This is a genomic window from Thermoactinomyces sp. CICC 10523 (assembly GCF_016055105.1).
GTDB classification, from domain to species: Bacteria; Bacillota; Bacilli; order Thermoactinomycetales; family Thermoactinomycetaceae; genus Thermoactinomyces_A; species Thermoactinomyces_A daqus.
The window spans coordinates 1-14,101 of sequence record NZ_JAECVX010000006.1; the positions used below are offsets into that span (position 1 = coordinate 1).

Consider the following 14,101-nt stretch of genomic DNA (forward strand, 5'->3'; position numbering starts at 1 on the left):
CAGCCGCCGAAGGTGGGGCAGATGATTGGGGTGAAGTCGTAACAAGGTATCCCTACCGGAAGGTGGGGATGGATCACCTCCTTTCTAAGGAGCTCTTCACAGAGCAAATGAACCGATACTTCTCGGGTCATGCCTTACTCACTCTTTAGTTTTCAGGGAATACCGTTTATGGATTATCCAAACTGGATAATCTTTTTTGTATATAATAAAACTTACCAGTATCGAAAAAAGAGGTGCAAAGTGATGAAAGAAGAGTCCTCGAAAGTCAGACGGGCACGCCGTCCGATTCCGAATCGAGAGGAACTGCAAAAGAGGTTGACTGCTCTCCAGTATGAAGTGACACAAAAGGAAGGAACAGAACCTCCCTTTCGCAATGAATATTGGGATCATGATGAAGAAGGGATTTATGTGGATATTGTTTCCGGTGAACCTTTGTTCAGTTCTCTGGACAAGTTTGATGCCGGATGTGGCTGGCCCAGTTTTACCAAACCGCTTCATCCTGAGCAAATCGTCGAAAAGCTGGATGACCGGTTTGGCATGATTCGTACGGAGGTTCGCAGCAGGGAAGCAGATTCCCATTTGGGACATGTGTTTAATGACGGCCCTGCTCCGACACATTTGCGCTATTGCATCAATTCAGCCGCGCTCCGCTTCATTCCCAAAAAAGATCTGGAAAAAGAGGGTTATGGCGAATACCTGCATCTGTTTGAAAAGTAAAGAACCCGGTGCCCGGAAAATTTTAGCGCCTGTTCCACCAGTATCACAAATCGCGTAGAGCCACCTGTGCAGTAGTACTTTACAAACATGCGCTGCCTGTGACTGACCAAGCTTATACACCAAGTGCTTTTCACAATTCAATCAAAAAGAAACGGGATGCTCAATTGGGCATCCCGTTCTGTCGTTTGATATGATCTTTAGTTGAAAAAGAACAACTTTGATCATCTAGAAGAGTAATGTATAGATTGTTCAATCATTGTTTTACATCTGACTTGAAAGAATGAGGTCACCTAAAATGATGGAACGAATTTTTGTAAAATTGATTCAGCAATACGGTGCATTGAAAATAACTCCATTAAAAGGGGGGTATACGAACTCGACAGTTCTAATGGACGGTACAGATCCATTATTAGTTGCCAAGATTGCACGAAGGGATAACCAGGATGCTTTAAACGAAATTAGTTGTCTCAGCCTGCTTAATGGATCCGATATCACTCCTGCTTTATATGAAACATTTGATCTGTTCGATTTCAGAATAATGGTTATGGATTACCGAGAAGGAATCAACGGTCAGTTCATTTTAGACGATCACAAGTGGAATGATGCTGTTGAATTATACAAGTTGCTTGGTATAACTCTTGCTTCTCATATTCATGCTATTACCTGTCTTAATGGGAATGGAATTATTCGAAAGAGTTCCTTGAATTCTCTGAGAGAAACAGCGTTCGACTTGGACTTCGTACCTTTATCATTAAAAACGTCATCAGCCGGGATTTTGTCAGTCATTGAGGAAAGGGAAAGTGAGTGGGTATTAACCCACGGGGATTATGGGCCGCATAATATATTGATATCACCTGGAAAGAAGCTGTCTGTACTGGATTGGGAGTGGGCGGAGTGGGCGCATCCGTTAAATGATTTGGCGTGGGTATATTGGTTTACGAATTTCCATTATCCGGACAAGGCTGATTTTCTCCTTGAATCTTTTATTAATGGATATGCTTCACACAGAAATATTTCTTATGAGCCTAATCTCATAAAGGCTTATTGTATTGCTAAAGTTTGGAATGTGTTGTTGCGTGTGGAAAATGCTGCAAAGGATGTGCAAGACGAGTGGATTCGTCGTTTAGATTGGACTCTAAATAAGGAATTTTGTATATAAACTCTATGAGAAAAAACGATAACAAAAATATGCCTTTAAAAGAATAGACAGATTTTTATGGGAGAATACCACAGGTGTTTTTCCGCAGGTAAAATGCAGAAAAAAAACGGGGATGGCCCATTGAGCATCCCTGTTTATCTTATTTTTTAGTTTTGTTTGCTGCATGCACGCTATTTCTACCGCCTTCTTTGTGCGTTTGAGTGCTTTCTGGAAGGGGTAAAGGGAGCATCACTTCCGTAATTTGATATAAACCCTTCCGGGTCTGAAAGGAACAGACGGATGCCGTCGCCAAATAAGATACTGCGACTCAAATATGAAATCCGGTCCCCTGGGATATGAGCTTATTTATCTAATTAGCTTAAATGAAAGGCTATATGTGTCTGATCCATCTCTCTATACATTAATTGAATGGGAGTTTTGTTTATATTAAATACTAATGTCTCATCAATATATTCAGTTCTGAACTGGATGTAATCTTCAGTGACGGAAACAGGGTGTATTGGATATTGAAAAGGTGCTCCATGCATTTTAGTCACACTTAGATGTAATTGTCCTCCTTCATAGGTAATTGTTATTTTTCTTTCAGAGTTTTCTATCTGATAGATTCCAATTATGTGCTTAACAACACTTTCATTTAGATCAATTGATGTCGTTACTTCAGGAAATGAGATCGGTACACCAAAAAATAAACGAACTAGGTTTTTTCCGATCCATGTTACCGGAGTAATATTTAGGTTGCTCAAGATAATAACTGTAAGATTATCGTTTACGAATCGAAGAATATTTCCGCAGAAACCATTGATATCCCCATAATGACTAATACAAGTATGATATTTGTTACCGATCTCCAGCTGTTGAACAGCCCATCCGTAACCATAGTTTTCCAGATGAGGAGTAAACATAGATTGGAGTGACTCATATGATACGAGTTTATTTGTATATAAAGCCTGATCCCAGCGATATAAGTCCTCGACTGTAGAATACAACCCATATCCCCCGACAGGAATGGACATGTCCATGTGTTCTGTATGAATTATCTCTTTCCAGACAGAATATCCTGAAGCAAGATTATGGACTATCGTACGACCATCATCTACACCCGTGTCATTCATTTTAAGCGGGCCAAAAATGTAACGATTTAGAAAACTGGCATAGGATTGCTTAGAAAGTCGTTCAATCATCTTAGTAAGTAAAATGTAGGACGATGTACAATAAGAAAACCGTTCTCCGGGTATAAACTCCAGAGGAAGATTCTTGAATAAATCGATGGTTTGATCCAAAGTAGAAGGCAATCGCATAATCCTGGTCCAGTAATCCGGGAATTTAACAAAATTAGGAATGCCGGAAGTGTGTGTAAGCAAGTGATGGATCGTGATTTGATCACCTTTGGGAAAGTCGGGAATATAATTACGAATGGGTTCTAACACCGATAGTAGTCCCTGTTCTTGCAGCTGAAGAACAGCCATGGCTGTAAAACCTTTAGTGATGGAGCCAATTCGATATTTAGTTTGAGGTGTATTCGGTACAGTATGTTCTATATTACTCCAACCATAACCACGGCTTAGTAAAATTTCTCCTTTATAACCTACTAATACAGATCCATTAAAATAACGATTTTCTTCTAACTTACTCATATAGTTTTCTAATTGGGAAATAATCGCTTTCAAATAGCATCCACTCCTGATTCGAAATGTTTTGGGAAAACTGTTTTTTGGAAGCGTCTTTGCGCTATTCAGATCAGATTTCGCTCTTTTACCCCTGAAAGGCACTGAGCCGTTTTATCAGCAGTTCCAGCCTTTTCCGGAGTTCTTGAACCTTCCGTTATCAAACTTGTACTCACCTTCATCCAACATCGAATATTCTATGTAACAATAACATTTGATGATAAACATTTGTTCTCCTGCTACAAACACAAAAAAGCCATTGAGTCTGTAAAGTACTGCTTCATAGACTCAATGGCTTTTTGCTTGACGGGCAAGGGCAGGGTTCTTTTGTCAGAAGAGGAGCTCTTCCAGCTCATCCAATTTCGTTTCAAATGTTTTTAGCGCTTGCTTGATCGGCTCTGCCGTCGTCATGTCAACGCCGGCTTTTTTCAGCACTTCGATCGGATAATCGGAGCTGCCCGCCTTCAGGAAAGAGAGATAGCGGTCCACAGCCGGTTTGCCTTCGCTCAAGATCTGGCTGGACAGAGCCGCCGCTGCACTGAAGCCGGTTGCGTATTGATAAACATAATAATTGTAATAGAAATGGGGGATGCGCGCCCATTCCAGTCCGATTTCCTTGTCACTGACGATTTCGTCTCCGTAGTACTTCCGGTTTAACTCATAATAAAGAGTTGTCAGCAAGTCAGGGGTCAGCGCTTCACCGTCTTGGGCTTTTTGATGGATCAAGTGTTCAAACTCGGCAAACATCGTCTGGCGGAATACCGTCCCGCGGAAAGAATCCAGATAATGATTGAGAAGATATAACCGTTTTTGTTTGTCATTTGTGGTCTTGAGCAGATGGTCGTTCAAAAGTGCTTCATTGCAAGTGGAAGCAACTTCCGCTACAAAAATCGTATAATCGCCGTAAACAAAAGGCTGGTGCTTCCGGGTGTAGTAACTGTGGACGGAATGACCGAATTCATGTGCCAGCGTAAACAGATTGTCCATGTTGTCCTGCCAGTTCATCAAAATATAAGGCGAGGTTCCGTATGCGCCGGAAGAATAGGCTCCGCTGCGTTTGCCCTTATTTTCATAAACATCGACCCACCGGTTTTCGTATGCTTCCTTCAGGATGGAAATATATTCATCCCCCAACACATTTAAGCCTTCGAGGAGAATCTGCTGTGCTTCCGGATAGGTCACTTTCCATTTCACATCTTTTACCAGCGGTGTATAAATATCGTACATGTGAAGTTCCGGAAGCCCGAGAGCGCGCTTGCGGATCGAAACATAGCGGTGCAGAAGGTGAAGATGGTCATTCACCGTTTCCACCAGTTGATCATATACTTTTTCCGGAATGTGGTTGGATGACAGGGCAGCCTGTCTCGCCGATTGGTAACGGCGCGCCTTGGCGAAGAAATTATTTTTCTTCACCGCCCCGCTCAGCGTGCTGGCAAAGGTGTTTTTATATTTATTGTAAGTGGCGTAAAGCCCCATAAAAGCATCTTTGCGCACCCGGCGGTCGCTGCTCTCCATAAACTGGATGAACCGCCCGTGAGTAATCTCCACTTCGTCTCCTTCTTCATCAATGATGGTCGGAAAGCGAAGATCGGCATTGTTCAGCATGCCGAATGTATTGGCTGAGGAACGCATCACATCGCTGGCCTGCGCAAGAAGCGCTTCTTCCGGTTCGGACAGGACATGAGGCCTTTTTTGGTTGATTTGATCCAATGCGTGTTTGTATAGTTGCAATTCCTTGTTTTCCTGAATAAAGGATTGTAATTTTTGCTCACTGATGCTAAGAATTTCCGGAACCATGAAAGACATTTCGCTTGCCGCATCGGAATACAGCCGTTTTGCCCGGTCATTCAGTGCCTGGAAATAGGAGTTGGTGGTGTCCTGATCATAACGCATGTGCGCGTATGTATAAAGCTTTCCCAAGCGGTAGAGCACATGGTCCTGAAATTTGAGGGCGGCCAAGAGCGTTTCGGATGAAGTGCCAAGTTTTCCTTTGTATTGGGATATTTTGGGCAACAGTTCTTTTACTTGGTCGAATTCATCGTTCCAACTTTGGTCGCTGTCGAAAATATCTTCAAGCCGCCAGGTGTATTCCACCGGGATTTCGGATCGTTGGGGTAATTGCTTGCTATTTTGCTTTGTCATCGTCATCCTCCTTCTGGATCGTGAAGGTCACATGTTTATTATACTATTTGTTATCGTAATCAGAAATGATGTGTCCCGTTTTTTCGGGGAAGTCGCGGCGCGGTCCGGTTTCTGAGCGATCAGCATCGCTGGGATCGCTGCATTTTTCGATCGGCCCTTTGGTTTTCCGCACGTCGGGAGCAAGGATTTGCAATTGCCAGCGATTTGATGATTGTGGTATAATCGCTTTGGCTATACTTATTGTAGATACATCTGTTGGTAAAAGAGTGGGCGCTGACCCACTCTTTGCATTTTGCCGAAGATGTTCTGTCATTAGCCGTTTTTAAGGAGGGTTGGCTTTGAGTCGGCAGGTAACAGAAGCAGTGGAAAAACTGGCAAAGCCGATTTTGGAAGCAGAAGGATTGGAACTGGTCGACGTAGAGTACAAGAAAGAAGGGAACAATTGGTTTTTGCGCATTTTCATTGATCGTGAGGAGCGTCCGGTAGACCTGGATGATTGCAGTCGCGTCAGCGAAAAATTGAGCGATTCTCTGGACGAGGCTGATCCGATTCCGGGTGCCTACATCCTGGAAGTCTCTTCTCCGGGTGCGGAAAGACCCCTGAAAAAAGGAAAAGATTTTCATAAAGCCGTGGGAAAAAATGTGCATATTACGACGTATGAACCGATTGATGGGCAAAAGGTATTTGATGGTGTGTTGAGCCAATACGATGGGGTGCAACTTACCATTCAAGAAAAGAAAAAAAGTTTTCAAATACCGGTTGAAAAAGTGGCAAAAGCCCGCTTGAGCGTCGTGTTCTAAAGCGAAGGGAGGAATGGGACCGATGAATGCCGAGTTCATCGAGGCCCTGGAGCAGTTAGAAAAAGAAAAAGGGATCAGCAAAGATATTTTGATTGAAGCGATTGAAGCTGCATTGATTTCCGGATACAAACGGAATTTCCATTCAGCGCAGAACGTGCGTGTTGACATTAACCGGCAGTCCGGAGAAGTCCGGGTGTTTGCCCGTAAAACAGTGGTGGAAGAGGTTTTGGATTCCCGTCTGGAAATTTCGCAGGATGCGGCAAGGGAGATCGATCCGAACTACCAATTGGGGGATATTGTCGAAATCGAAGTAACGCCCGCCGATTTTGGCCGCATCGCCGCCCAAACGGCGAAACAAGTGGTGACCCAGCGAATTCGCGAAGCAGAGCGGACGGCGATTTACAAAGACTTTGTGGACCGTGAGGAAGACATTATCACGGGGATCGTCCAGCGGGCGGACAGCCGCTATTACTACGTGGATCTGGGACGGGTGGAAGCGCTTCTTCCCCATGCGGAAACGATTCCCGGTGAAAGGTTCAAACACGGTGACCGTGTGAAAGCTTTTATCACCAAAGTAGAGAAATCGACGAAAGGTCCGCAAATCTTTCTTTCCCGCACTCATCCGGGATTGTTGAAACGCCTGTTTGAATTGGAAGTTCCGGAAATTTATGAAGGTATCGTCGAAATCAAGGCGATTGCCCGTGAAGCCGGTTATCGCTCCAAAGTGGCTGTCGCTTCGCACAATCCGGATGTGGATCCGGTCGGAGCTTGTGTGGGGCACCGCGGGGCTCGCGTACAAACGGTTGTCAGCGAGTTGCGGGGTGAAAAAATCGACATTGTGCGTTGGTCTGATCAGATTGATGAGTGGATTGCCAATGCGCTGAGCCCGTCCAAGGTTGTTTCCGTCACCGTTTATGAAGAGGAAAAAATGGCGCGGGTCGTTGTGCCGGATCATCAGCTTTCGCTTGCGATCGGCAAAGAAGGGCAAAACGCCCGCCTGGCCGCCAAATTGACAAATTGGAAAATCGATATTAAAAGTGAATCAGAAGCGGAGAACGATCTGATCGGGGAAGAAGATCCGATTGCAGAAGAAGATCGGACCGCAGAAGAAGAGGCGCATTTGGCTGGCGCAGAGGAAAAAGAAGAAATCCGTGAAATCGAAGATCTTATCAATGAATAAACTGGTGGGGAGGTTGCTCTAAAAAATGAAGCAACGTAAAGTTCCCATGCGCAAGTGCGTTGCATCGCAGGAGATGTTTCCTAAAAAAAGCCTTGTTCGCATTGTGCGCACACCGGAAAATGAGATCGTAATTGATCCGACCGGAAAAAAATCAGGACGCGGTGCTTACTTGTGCGCAAAAATGGAGTATATCGATTTGGCACAGAAAAAGAAAGCATTGGACAGAGCCCTCAAAGTGCAAGTACCATCCGAACTTTATGACCAGCTTCGCGATTATGTAAAAACGCTTGACCCCGGATCAGATGGATAAGATCCTGCAGTTGCTCGGGCTTGCCACGAGGGCGAAAAAGGTAGTGTCCGGAGAAGAATTGGTTTTGCAGGAAGTACGTTCTGGAAGAGCTAAGCTCGTTTTTCTGGCTACGGATGCGGCTAAAAATGCCGAGAAGAAGGTTACAGATAAATGTTCATCCTATGATGTTCCGCTCATTCGTTACGGAACGCGGCAAGAATTGGGGAAAGCGATTGGAAAAGACGAACGAGTGGTTGTAGCCGTGACGGATGCGGGTTTTGCCCGTTCGTTTGCCAAGCTGGTAAGTACTTGACGGGGGTGAATCGATTGGCCAAAATGCGAGTTTACGAGTATGCCAAAAAAATGAAAATTTCCAGTAAAGAGATGCTCAATCTGTTGGAACAGGTTGGCATGAAGGTGAACAACCATATGAGCGTACTGGATGAAGGAATGATCCAGAAAGTGGAACAACACATGAATAAAGAAGGGGGAGCCCCTTCGGAAGCAAAAGAGAAGGCTCAGGGAGAGAAGAAAGTGAAACAACAAGCGAAAAATCAAAACCAGTCAGGTTCAAGAAGCCAAAGGCCGTCGGGAAATAAGAGAAATTCGCGTCCAAACCGGCCGAACCAGAGACAAAATCAGCCGAAATCGCCAGGGCGTCAGCCGCGGATTTCCGCCGCCGAGGAAGTCCAAAAGTCCGCCGGCTTCATGGCAAAGGATAAAGTGGAGCAGCCGAAGCGCGCGAAAAAAGAAGATCCGAAAAAAGGCCGTTTCAGCAAATTAAAAGACGATCCGCCCAAAGACTTTGCCATCGGGCGCGGGAAAGGGCGCAACCGTAAAAAAGGGGACCGCAAGGGAGAAAACCGGGAAAAACAAGCTCCGGTTCTGCCCAAGGAAATCACCGTTTCCGGCCCGCTCACAGTGGCTGACTTTGCCAAACTGTTGCGCCGGGAAGCATCCGCGGTGATCAAGAAGCTGATTTCCCACGGCGTCATGGCAACCATCAACCAGGAAATCGATGTAGAGACGATGAGCGTGATCGCGGAAGAGTTTGATGTCACCGTCATTTACAAAGAAGAAGTGGATGAATCCAATTTTGAAGAGCAAGAAGAAGTGGATGCACCTGAGGATTTGGTGGAACGTCCGCCGGTTGTCACCATCATGGGCCACGTCGATCACGGTAAAACCACGTTGCTCGATCAGATCCGCAACAGTAACGTCACCGCGGGGGAAGCAGGCGGAATTACCCAGCATATCGGCGCTTATCAGGTAGAAGTAAACGGCAAGAAAATTACCTTCCTGGATACTCCGGGGCACGCCGCCTTTACGACCATGCGGGCACGTGGTGCACAAGTGACAGATATCACCATCTTGGTCGTCGCTGCCGATGATGGCGTGATGCCGCAGACAATCGAAGCGGTCAACCATGCCAAAGCGGCAAATGTGCCGATTATCGTCGCGGTGAACAAAATGGATAAACCGGGTGTCAATCCTGACCGGGTTAAGCAGCAGCTGATGGAGCACGGCCTGGTTCCCGAAGAATGGGGCGGGGATACCATCTTCGTTCCTGTTTCCGCTTTGACGGGAAACGGAATTGAAGATCTCCTCGAGATGGTCTTGCTCGTGGCTGAAGTACAAGAGCTGAAAGCAAATCCGAATAAACGTGCTCGCGGCGTCGTCATCGAAGCAGAGCTTGATAAGGGGCGCGGAGCGGTTGCGACGGTTCTCGTACAAAACGGTACACTGAAGGTGGGAGACGGAATTGTCGCCGGCAATTATTTCGGCAAAATCCGGGCGATGATCAACGATCGCGGTCGCCGCATTAAAACCGCACCGCCGTCCACTCCGGTCGAGATTTTGGGTTTGCCTGATGTTCCAAGCCCGGGAGACCAGTTCATGGTGTTTGAAGATGAGAAAAAAGGGCGGGCCATCGCCGAGAAACGGATGCAGAAGCGAATCGAGGAAGAGCGTGGCGCCAGCAGCCGTGTCAGCCTGGATGACCTCTTCAAACAGATCAAAGAGGGCGAAGTGAAAGATCTCAATATTATCATCAAGGCAGACGTTCAGGGTTCGGCAGAAGCGCTGAAAAGTTCACTGGAAAAAATCGATGTGGAAGGCGTGAACGTAAAAATCATTCACTCCGGTGTCGGAGCGATCAGCGAATCGGATATCATCCTGGCGTCGGCATCCAATGCGATTGTGATCGGGTTTAACGTCCGTCCCGAACCCAATGCCCGTTCCATGGCCGAACAGGAAAAAGTGGATATTCGCTTGCACCGGGTCATTTATAATGTAATTGAAGAAATCGAAGCGGCCATGAAAGGAATGCTCGATCCGGAGTTTGAAGAAAAAGTGGTCGGTTCGGCCGAAGTTCGGCAAATTTTCAAAGTGTCCAAAGTGGGAACCATCGCCGGCTGTTATGTCATCGAAGGCAAGATCGTTCGCGATGGAAATGCCCGCATCATCCGCGATGGGGTTGTTATTCACGATGGCAAACTGGATACGCTCAAACGCTTTAAAGATGATGTAAAAGAGGTTGCACAGGGGTATGAATGTGGTTTAACCCTGCAAAACTATAATGACATCAAAGAAGGCGACCTTATCGAAGTATATGTGATTGAAGAAGTGGAACGGAAGTAATGAGCGTCATCGGCCTACTGGAGATCAAAGGGCGGGTGATTGCTTCCGCTTCCCTCAAAGATAAACGCCGTGTCATCAAGAGTGTGCAAGCCAAGGTTCGCAACAAATTCAATCTATCGGTGGCGGAAACGGGAAAACAAGATGATCGCCAGTTGACGGAAATCGCTGTCGTCGGTGTGGGCAGCAGCAGGAAAGTGGTTGAACAGGAACTGCAGCAGGCGCTTCGCCTCATCGAGAATTTCGATGAGCTAGAGATTTACGATGCTGTCGTCACATATGTGTAACTCAAGAGTGTTAGGAGGTTTTGAAGGTGGCACGCATTCGGGTAAGCCGTGTCGGCGAACAGGTAAAGAAAGAGCTGAGCCAAATCATTCAGCAAGAGATCAAAGATCCGCGCATCGGCTTTGTCACCATCACCAGGGTGGAAATGACGGGCGACTTGCAAATTGCCAAAGTGTATATCAGCGTATTGGGAAGCGCTCAAGAAAAAGGAGAAACGCTGTCCGCACTGGAAAAAGCCAAAGGTTATATCCGTTCGGAAATCGGGCGCCGCATCCGGTTGCGCCACGTTCCCGAGCTGCTGTTTGTGATGGATGAGTCGCTGGAGCACAGCGAACACATTTCCCGCTTGCTTTACGAAGTGAAAACAGAGGGGACTAAAGAATAATGGTGTGGTTTGAGTCTCTTCAACATTTCATCAGCGAAGCGGATCAAGTGCTGATTGTATCTCATGTCAATCCGGATGGAGATGCAGTCAGCTCCACCCTTGCCGCAGGATACCTGTTGAAAAGATGGGGCAAACAGGTGACAATGGTGAATGAATCCCCCGTTCCCAAGAAATTTTTCATCCTGGAGGGAACAAAAGAGATCGTTTCCACTGATCAGATTAGCGGGCGCTTTCGTCATGTGATCGCGCTCGATTGTGCTGATCGGGAACGGATGGGCAACATCCGGCAGTTGCTCGCAGAAGATGCCTTCATCATCAATATTGATCATCATGCGACCAATGAACGCTTTGGAGATGTCAACATCGTCGTGCCCGATGCGGCGGCGACGGTTGAGATTCTGTTCGATTGGGTTGAACAGGCGGGGGTTTCCCTGGATCAACGGCTGGCCAGTTATCTTTATACCGGTTTATTGACTGATACCGGCGGATTTCGCTATTCCAACACCACCCCCAAAGTCCTGAGAATTGCCGCACAGCTGGTGGATACGGGCATCGAGTCCCACAAAATCGCCGATGCCGTTCTTGAAACGGTGACCATCGAACAGCTTCAATTGCTGCAAAAAGCGCTCTCCAGCCTGCGCCGATCCGATGACGGGCTTGTGGCTTGGATGAGTTTGAGCAGGAAGGATACGGACGCTTTTTTGCAGTCACATGAAGATCTGGATGGCATTGTGAATTACGCCCGAAACATCTTGGGGGTTGATGTCGGAATCCTGTTCCGGGAAACGGAGGACGGGACGGTAAAAGTGAGTTTGCGGTCCCGGGAGTTCGTCGATGTCGGAAAGGTGGCCAAAGCGTTTGGCGGCGGTGGACATGCCCGGGCAGCCGGATGCACCTTTCACGGTTCGCTCAAGGAAGCGGAAGAAAAAATGCTTCCCCGCCTTCGCCTGGAACTGGAGTGTGAAAAAAGATGACATACCACGGGATTTTGCCGGTATTTAAGCCAAAAGGGCTCACTTCCCACGACGTTGTGGCCAAAGTGAGGCGTTTGGCAGGACAAAAAAAAGTGGGACATACAGGCACGCTTGATCCGGAAGTGGAGGGCGTGCTGCCTGTTTGTTTGGGACAAGCGACCCGCATAGCCGAGTATATTCAGGCCATGCCGAAGCGGTACCGCGGTTCGTTTATGGTGGGAATCTCTACCGATACGGAAGACCAGACGGGTGAAATCACGGCAAAGGCAGATTCCGTGGAAAAATTGGATCATCCTTGTGTTGAAGCGATTTTCAGCCGCTTTACAGGAGAGATTGAGCAGGTTCCGCCGATGTATTCTGCGGTAAAGATCAAAGGAAAGAAACTGTATGAACTGGCTCGTGAGGGAAAAGAGATTGAGCGTCCTTCGCGGAAAGTCTTCATTTATGAACTGCATCTGCTGGGGATCGAAGATACACCTTATCCCAAGATTTCGTTTGATGTCCTGTGTTCCAAAGGGACTTATGTCCGTACGCTTTGCGTCGATCTCGGACGAGCGCTCGGTTACCCTGCTCACATGACCGGGCTTGTCCGCACGCAAAGCGGTCCGTTTCACTTGGAAGATTGCTGGATGTTGGAAGAACTCGCCCAGGCGGCAGAGCAGCAAAAGCTGGGAGAATATCTCGTTTCCCCCGGCGATGCGCTCAGCTTATGGCCATCGCTGGTTGTTGGTGATGAAGATGTCAAACGCGTCCTGGACGGTTGGGAACTTCGGTTTTCAGGCTTGCCTGCATCGGGAAGCCTGGTGCGGGTTTACTCGGAATCCGGACGATTTTGTGCTTTGTATCGAGTGATGCCCGGCGGATTGGCGAAACCGGAAAAAGTGTTTCGGGAAGTGGAATGTTGATGGAAACGATATTTTTAACTTATCCGATTGAGAAACAAGATCCAAAAGCGCAAAAAATTGTGCTTGCGATCGGTTATTTTGACGGTGTGCATCTCGGGCATCAGGCTGTGATCAAGGAAGCGGTCATGCTGGCTAAAGAACTGGATGCGGTGCCGGCGGTCATGACGTTTCATCCCCATCCGCGAGAGGTGTTGGGGCAGGCGGGCGTGAATCGCTACCTGACTCCGCTTCCGGCCAAGCTGGATCAGTTTGCGAAGTTGGGAGTACAGCGAACGTATGTTATAAAATTCGACCTTGATTTTGCCTCGCTCAAGAAGGAAGATTTTGTGGAGAAAGTATTGCATCCGCTGGGGGTCAAAGGGATTGTCACCGGCTTTAATTTTACGTTTGGCCGATGTGCCGCCGGAAAGGCGTCCGACCTCCCGCTTCTCGCCCGGGGCCGGTTTGTGACGCGCATTGTTGAGCCGATCTTGTCAGGAGAAATCGCCGCATCCAGCACCCGCTTGCGTCAGGCGCTGGATGCGGGAGATGTAGAAGTTGCCTGCCGAATTCTGGGCCGTCCCTATGAGCTGAAAGGGAAAGTGGTGACCGGGGACCAGAGAGGACGGAAGATCGGTTTTCCCACTGCCAACCTCGATTTGCTTGATCCTTATCTTGTGCCCAAACGGGGCGTATACATCGTCAGTGCTTCAGTCGGCGGTGAAAAATCATATGGGATTATGAATATCGGGGTTCGTCCCACCTTTGCGGACCCGGTTCCCCGCGAGAGCCTGGAAGTTCATCTTCTGGGGAAAAATGTGCAGTTATATGGACAGATTTTATCAGTGGAATTCCTCTCATTTATCCGGGAAGAGAAGAAGTTTCCCTCTGTGGACGAATTAATTAAGCAAATTCAGTCCGATCGGGAATACGCGGAGAACTGGCTGAAAGAATTTGTAGAATAATGGTTATTGTACTCCGTGCT

The 14,101-nt window shown here is 47.3% G+C and carries 14 protein-coding genes and 1 rRNA gene; 13 read left to right on the forward strand and 2 right to left on the reverse strand.

Annotation, left to right across the window (positions count from 1 at the left end):
* The 3 genes from I8U19_RS08990 to I8U19_RS09000 all read left to right on the forward strand — a co-directional run.
* Positions 1-84, forward strand: a 16S ribosomal RNA gene (locus tag I8U19_RS08990); the annotation flags it as partial.
* A 159-nt stretch (positions 85-243) separates the two neighbouring features.
* On the forward strand, positions 244-717 hold the full coding sequence (msrB, locus tag I8U19_RS08995; protein WP_198055732.1) for a peptide-methionine (R)-S-oxide reductase MsrB: 474 nt from the start codon (positions 244-246) through the stop codon (positions 715-717).
* Between the two features lie 295 nt (positions 718-1,012).
* The gene (locus I8U19_RS09000) at positions 1,013-1,876 is read left to right on the forward strand and encodes a phosphotransferase family protein (RefSeq protein ID WP_198055733.1); all 864 of its coding nucleotides are present in this window, start codon (positions 1,013-1,015) and stop codon (positions 1,874-1,876) included.
* 353 nt (positions 1,877-2,229) lie between these two features.
* Here the strand turns inward: I8U19_RS09000 and I8U19_RS09005 are convergent, their stop codons facing one another.
* Positions 2,230-3,543 carry a serine hydrolase domain-containing protein gene (locus I8U19_RS09005; protein WP_198055734.1) on the reverse strand — a complete coding sequence of 438 codons (1,314 nt, stop codon included), beginning with the start codon at positions 3,541-3,543 and terminating at the stop codon, positions 2,230-2,232.
* A 327-nt stretch (positions 3,544-3,870) separates the two neighbouring features.
* A complete protein-coding gene (pepF, locus tag I8U19_RS09010; RefSeq protein WP_033099613.1) occupies positions 3,871-5,682 on the reverse strand; it encodes an oligoendopeptidase F in 1,812 nt (603 codons plus the stop codon).
* Between the two features lie 338 nt (positions 5,683-6,020).
* Between pepF and rimP the strand changes: the two genes are divergently transcribed.
* From rimP to ribF, 10 genes are read left to right on the forward strand one after another with little or no spacing between them, the layout of a single operon-like run.
* Positions 6,021-6,482 carry a ribosome maturation factor RimP gene (gene rimP, locus I8U19_RS09015; RefSeq protein ID WP_198055735.1) on the forward strand — a complete coding sequence of 154 codons (462 nt, stop codon included), beginning with the start codon at positions 6,021-6,023 and terminating at the stop codon, positions 6,480-6,482.
* A gap of 22 nt (positions 6,483-6,504) precedes the next feature.
* Positions 6,505-7,662 carry a transcription termination factor NusA gene (gene nusA, locus I8U19_RS09020; protein ID WP_033099615.1) on the forward strand — a complete coding sequence of 386 codons (1,158 nt, stop codon included), beginning with the start codon at positions 6,505-6,507 and terminating at the stop codon, positions 7,660-7,662.
* 25 nt (positions 7,663-7,687) lie between these two features.
* The gene (gene rnpM, locus I8U19_RS09025; RefSeq protein ID WP_033099616.1) at positions 7,688-7,972 is read left to right on the forward strand and encodes an RNase P modulator RnpM; all 285 of its coding nucleotides are present in this window, start codon (positions 7,688-7,690) and stop codon (positions 7,970-7,972) included.
* Complete coding sequence (locus I8U19_RS09030; protein WP_033099617.1) at positions 7,965-8,264, forward strand: YlxQ family RNA-binding protein; 300 nt, start codon at positions 7,965-7,967, stop codon at positions 8,262-8,264. Before rnpM ends, I8U19_RS09030 begins: the two co-directional genes overlap by 8 nt.
* 23 nt (positions 8,265-8,287) lie before the next feature.
* Positions 8,288-10,591, forward strand: a complete 2,304-nt coding sequence (gene infB / locus I8U19_RS09035) for a translation initiation factor IF-2 (protein ID WP_198055812.1) — start codon at positions 8,288-8,290, stop codon at positions 10,589-10,591.
* Positions 10,591-10,875, forward strand: coding sequence for a DUF503 domain-containing protein (locus I8U19_RS09040; protein WP_033099619.1), 285 nt, complete (start codon positions 10,591-10,593; stop codon positions 10,873-10,875). Before infB ends, I8U19_RS09040 begins: the two co-directional genes overlap by 1 nt.
* A gap of 26 nt (positions 10,876-10,901) precedes the next feature.
* A complete protein-coding gene (rbfA, locus tag I8U19_RS09045) occupies positions 10,902-11,258 on the forward strand; it encodes a 30S ribosome-binding factor RbfA (protein ID WP_033099620.1) in 357 nt (118 codons plus the stop codon).
* A complete protein-coding gene (locus I8U19_RS09050; protein ID WP_033099621.1) occupies positions 11,258-12,232 on the forward strand; it encodes a DHH family phosphoesterase in 975 nt (324 codons plus the stop codon). Before rbfA ends, I8U19_RS09050 begins: the two co-directional genes overlap by 1 nt.
* On the forward strand, positions 12,229-13,137 hold the full coding sequence (gene truB, locus I8U19_RS09055) for a tRNA pseudouridine(55) synthase TruB (protein WP_198055736.1): 909 nt from the start codon (positions 12,229-12,231) through the stop codon (positions 13,135-13,137). The genes I8U19_RS09050 and truB overlap by 4 nt, the downstream gene beginning before the upstream one ends.
* Positions 13,137-14,081 carry a riboflavin biosynthesis protein RibF gene (ribF, locus tag I8U19_RS09060; protein WP_198055737.1) on the forward strand — a complete coding sequence of 315 codons (945 nt, stop codon included), beginning with the start codon at positions 13,137-13,139 and terminating at the stop codon, positions 14,079-14,081. The genes truB and ribF overlap by 1 nt, the downstream gene beginning before the upstream one ends.
* Positions 14,082-14,101: the final 20 nt, after the last annotated feature.

Excerpts from the sequence above, each read along its gene's own strand:
- I8U19_RS09000 (WP_198055733.1), top strand. The coding sequence starts at position 1,013 with ATGATGGAACGAATTTTTGTAAAATTGATTCAGCAATACGGTGCATTG.
- msrB (WP_198055732.1), top strand. The coding sequence starts at position 244 with ATGAAAGAAGAGTCCTCGAAAGTCAGACGGGCACGCCGTCCGATTCCG.
- pepF (WP_033099613.1), bottom strand. The coding sequence starts at position 5,682 with ATGACAAAGCAAAATAGCAAGCAATTACCCCAACGATCCGAAATCCCG.
- I8U19_RS09050 (WP_033099621.1), top strand. The coding sequence starts at position 11,258 with ATGGTGTGGTTTGAGTCTCTTCAACATTTCATCAGCGAAGCGGATCAA.
- I8U19_RS09040 (WP_033099619.1), top strand. The coding sequence starts at position 10,591 with ATGAGCGTCATCGGCCTACTGGAGATCAAAGGGCGGGTGATTGCTTCC.
- nusA (WP_033099615.1), top strand. The coding sequence starts at position 6,505 with ATGAATGCCGAGTTCATCGAGGCCCTGGAGCAGTTAGAAAAAGAAAAA.
- ribF (WP_198055737.1), top strand. The coding sequence starts at position 13,137 with ATGGAAACGATATTTTTAACTTATCCGATTGAGAAACAAGATCCAAAA.
- truB (WP_198055736.1), top strand. The coding sequence starts at position 12,229 with ATGACATACCACGGGATTTTGCCGGTATTTAAGCCAAAAGGGCTCACT.
- rnpM (WP_033099616.1), top strand. The coding sequence starts at position 7,688 with ATGAAGCAACGTAAAGTTCCCATGCGCAAGTGCGTTGCATCGCAGGAG.
- infB (WP_198055812.1), top strand. The coding sequence starts at position 8,288 with ATGCGAGTTTACGAGTATGCCAAAAAAATGAAAATTTCCAGTAAAGAG.
- I8U19_RS09030 (WP_033099617.1), top strand. The coding sequence starts at position 7,965 with ATGGATAAGATCCTGCAGTTGCTCGGGCTTGCCACGAGGGCGAAAAAG.